This window comes from Streptomyces sp. NPDC001880, from assembly GCF_053594575.1.
Genome location: NZ_JBSFET010000204.1, coordinates 1 through 4,055, shown reverse-complemented (window position 1 = coordinate 4,055; position 4,055 = coordinate 1). Strand labels below are relative to the sequence as shown.

Sequence of the window (4,055 nt, the reverse complement as noted above, 5' to 3'; positions counted from 1 at the left end):
CCGATGTTCCAAGTGGCCGCAATTTCATCGGATGTAACACTGCGGTTGGATCGCACACCGACGGCAGCTTGACCCTTCTGTACTGGTCAGTGCCTTACATGAGCCCGCCGAGGGTGACTGGTCGAGCCGCTGGAAGCGGGTCGGATGCACGGCATCACGCCTTCTGAGCTGGGAACTTGCCAGTCGATTACGTCTGATGAAAGATTCCTTCGTCTGATGTAGGTGGCGGAGGGTAGTCATTCGTGGGTGGGAACAGGCTCGCGCCGGGGGCCGTTGGGCTGCATCTGGTCGGTGACCTGCCGCTGCTGCGGCCGGACGAGCAGGTGTTCACGGCCATGCTGGACGGCTGGCGCAACCAGCAGCTCGCGCGGAACCTGGCGTTCTCCACGATCGAGGGCCGGGAGAAGGTGGTACGGGCGTTCGCCCGGCACGCCGACACCTTCCCCTGGGCCTGGTTGCCGCAGATGGTCGACGAATGGCTGGGCGATCTGCGGTCGGTGCGGCACCTGCGCCGTTCCACGCTGCGGAACTACCAGGGCTCGGTCAGGTCCTTCTGCTCCTTCATCACCGACCCCGCCTACGGGTGGGCGGCGACCTGCGAGGAGCGTTTCGGCGCCCACCCGATCCAGGTGGTGCACGAGTGGAACACCGCGGTGCACGTGGAGGAAGCCGAGGCAGACCCGAGCAAACGGGCCTTTACCCGGCAGGAGTTGCAGGCGTTCTTCGACCACGCCGACGACCAGGTCGGCAGGGTCCGCGGCCGGGGCCGCAAGGGCTGGCTGCCCGCCTTCCGCGACGCGATGCTGTTCAAGACCGCGTACGCCTTCGGCCTGCGCCGCAACGAGACGCGGATGCTGGACGCGGTCGACTTCGGGCGCAACCCCGAAGGTCCCGAGTTCGGCGAATACGGCGTCCTCTACGTCCGCCACGGGAAGGCGAAGAAGGGCTCGCCGCCCAAGCGCCGTAGCGTGCTGACCGTCTTCGACTGGTCGGCGGAGATCCTCCAGCAGTGGAACGAGGAGGTCCGCCCCCTGTTCCCCACGGCCGGCTCCGGAGCCCTGTGGCCGTCGGAGCGTTCGGCCCGGGTCGGTTTCTCCCAGATGAACACCCGCTTCAGCGCCTACCGGGACGCCCTCGGCCTGGACGACGGCCTGGACTTCCACTCCTTCCGCAGGTCCTACGTCACCCACCTGATCGAGAAGGGCATGGACGCCCGGTTCGTGCAGGAACAGGTCGGGCACGAGCACGCGTCCACGACCGCGATCTACACCTGCGTGTCCTCCGACTTCCGCACCCGCACCCTGCGGAGAGCGTTGGACGCGACGATGCAGGCCGCTCTGCGGCCGGCGAGGAGGGCTTGATGAAACGCCGGGTCAGCTACCAGTGGCGGCTGCGCGAGGTGATGGCCACCCGGGGCATCTTCGCCGCCTCCGACCTGTCCCCCCTGCTCGCCGAACGCGGCATCGAGCTGTCCTCGGTGCAGGTCTGGCGCCTGGTCACCCAGACTCCTGAACGGCTCTCCCTGCCGGTCCTGGCCGCGCTCTGCGACATCCTTGAGGTCACCCCCGCCGACCTGATCGCCACCCGGGCCGAGAACGTCGCCCCACGTCGCTCTGCCGCCTCGGGCGGCGCCGACGTGGTGGACCTGGCGGCCACCATCCGGCCCAAGCGCGCCCGGATCACCCCCGACTCGTGAGCCCGGCCTACGACAGCCGCGAGAAGTACGAGCGGTGGCACATACGCACCTGCGCACGCTGCGGCCGCCGAGCCGCCAAGTCCGCGAACTGGTCGGACGGCCCCATTTGCCGCACCTGCTATGAGCGGGCCATGCGGGAACGGGGCCGCTGCCCCGAGTGCGGCACCGAACGGCTGCTTCCTGGGCGGAACCCAGCGGGGACCGCCATCTGCCGGGACTGCGCGGACATCAGCCGCGACTTCTTCTGCGACCGCTGCGGCTTCGAGGGCCTGCTCCTCGGGGGTCGGCTCTGTGAACGCTGCACGCTCTCCGACCAGCTCACCGTCCTCCTGGACGACGGCACCGGCCTCACCCACCCGCAGTTGGTCCCGCTGCACCAGTTCCTGGTGGGCCTGGATCGCCCGAAGAGCCGGCTGACCTGGCTCCGCAACCCACAAGTCCCTGCCTTGCTACGAGACCTCGCCACCGGAACGGTACCGCTCACGCACGAGGCCATCCAGGTCCTGCCGAACTGGCGGACCGCCGCCTACCTGCGCGACCTGCTCATGGACAGCGGCGTCCTGCCTCACATCGACCGACGGCTCCTGCTGTTCGAGCGGTGGCTCGCCCAGCACCTCGCCGCCACCGCCGATGTCGAACACGCCCGCCTGCTCCAGCACTTCGCCACCTGGCACCAACTCCGCAAGCTCCGCGCCAAGGCGGCCAAGAGACCGCTGGGCACCAGCACCACGCAGGAATGCCGCCAGCAGATCACGCAGGCCGGCGCCTTCCTGGTCTGGCTCGCAGCCCGGCACGTCATGCTGGACGCCTGCACCCAGACCGACCTCGATGCCTGGCACGCGGAAAAGTACGCCACCCGACGACCCGCACAGGCGTTCATGCGGTGGTGCATGGACAGCCGCCGGATGCCGAGGCTCTCCATCCCGAACCGACCGACCTCCAACCCCCACCCGATGGGCCAGCACCAACGGGTCGCCGCCCTGCAACGGGTCCTCGCCGACGGCAGCACCTCGCTGCGAGTTCGGGTCGCCGCCTGCCTGGTCCTGCTGTTCGCCCAGCCGGTCAGCCGGATCGCCCGCATGACCACCGACGACGTTCTCCGGGACGGCCGGCACGTCGCACTCCGGCTCGGCGAACCGCCCACCCCGGTGCCTGAGCCGGTGGCCGCTCTCCTGCTCGACTACCTCCAGGCCCTGCCCGCCGGCACCCCCGCCATCAACCAGAACTCGCCCTGGCTCTTCCCCGGCCGCCGAGCGAGCCAGCCCATGAACCCCGCCACCCTGCGCGACGCACTTCGTGCACTTGGCATCCCTGCTGAGAAGGGCCGGACCTCCGCCATCCGCCAGCTCGTCCTCCAGGCCCCGGCCCCCGTCATCGCCCAGGCACTCGGCTACCACGACAAGAGCACCACCCGCATCGCCACCGACGCCGGAGCCCCCTGGAAGCACTACGCCCCTGGAGACCACCCATGACAGCCGAACCAGCCCGACTGGAAAACGCACATGCGGCCGGGCCTGAGCAGTGCCAACCTTCCTGGGTGACCTCAGCCGAGACAACCTTCATCCGTGTCGCCGCGGCTCGAAACAACGCCGACTGGTGCGCCTCGGTCTGCCGCTCCCACGGCATACCAAACATCTTCAGCGAGACGGCCTGGCACAGTGCCCGCCGCACGCCGCCGTACTACCCCGACGCCGTCACCCTGCACCCCGACGCGGTGCCGACCGACTTCCTGTCCGCGATCGACACGGCGTCAGCCGGGTGTTCGATCAAGGACAGTTTCGCCGCTCTCGACCTCACCTCGGACGGCTTCGTCGAGCTCTTCACCGCCCAGTGGATCCACCGCCCAGCAGAAACCCCCACAAGGGCAACAACGCCGACCCTGCGCACCGAGCGGGTCTCCACGGCCACCCAGCTCCGCGACTGGCAGGCCGCCTGGCACGGCGGTGACGGAACCCCGGACGTCTTCCGACCAGCGCTGCTTGACGACCCGTCCGTGCTGGTACTCGCCCTTCACAACGGCGAAGACCTCTGCGGGGGCGTCGTCCTGAACCACAGCTCCGGGATGGTCGGCCTCTCCAACCTCTTCGCGGTCGACAGCAGTGACGTTGCCACCGCCTGGTCATCAGCGATCACCGCAGCCGCCAACCACTTCCCCGGCCTTCCCCTGGTCGGCTACGAGCACGGAGACGATCTCGCGCACGCGCTCGCCAGCGGCTTCGCCGCGCTCGGCCCACTCCGCATCTGGCTGCACGGATCCTGACCGTCACCCGCCACTCGTCCAACGGGGCACACACGGTGACAGACACCGGTCCCCCTGCGAGGAATACAGGCCACCCGATTAACGGCGCTTACCAATCTC

4 protein-coding genes are annotated in these 4,055 nt (G+C 69.0%); all 4 read left to right on the top strand.

The window, feature by feature from the left end; genetic code table 11:
* The first annotated feature begins 242 nt into the window (after nt 1-242).
* The 4 genes from ACWCQ6_RS36090 (at nt 243) to ACWCQ6_RS36075 (ending at nt 3,956) form a co-directional block, all read left to right on the top strand.
* Nucleotides 243-1,361, top strand: coding sequence for a tyrosine-type recombinase/integrase (locus ACWCQ6_RS36090; RefSeq protein WP_451096586.1), 1,119 nt, complete (start codon nt 243-245; stop codon nt 1,359-1,361).
* Entirely contained in the window at nt 1,361-1,696 is a 336-nt protein-coding gene (locus ACWCQ6_RS36085) for a helix-turn-helix domain-containing protein (RefSeq protein ID WP_451096584.1), read from the top strand. The genes ACWCQ6_RS36090 and ACWCQ6_RS36085 overlap by 1 nt, the downstream gene beginning before the upstream one ends.
* Nucleotides 1,693-3,168 carry a hypothetical protein gene (locus ACWCQ6_RS36080; protein WP_451096582.1) on the top strand — a complete coding sequence of 492 codons (1,476 nt, stop codon included), beginning with the start codon at nt 1,693-1,695 and terminating at the stop codon, nt 3,166-3,168. Before ACWCQ6_RS36085 ends, ACWCQ6_RS36080 begins: the two co-directional genes overlap by 4 nt.
* A 65-nt stretch (nt 3,169-3,233) precedes the next feature.
* The gene (locus tag ACWCQ6_RS36075) at nt 3,234-3,956 is read left to right on the top strand and encodes a hypothetical protein (RefSeq protein WP_451096580.1); all 723 of its coding nucleotides are present in this window, start codon (nt 3,234-3,236) and stop codon (nt 3,954-3,956) included.
* Nucleotides 3,957-4,055: the final 99 nt, after the last annotated feature.

What these genes read in the sequence shown, in the direction of transcription:
- ACWCQ6_RS36085 (WP_451096584.1), top strand. Translation starts at nt 1,361, where the DNA reads ATGAAACGCCGGGTCAGCTACCAGTGGCGGCTGCGCGAGGTGATGGCC.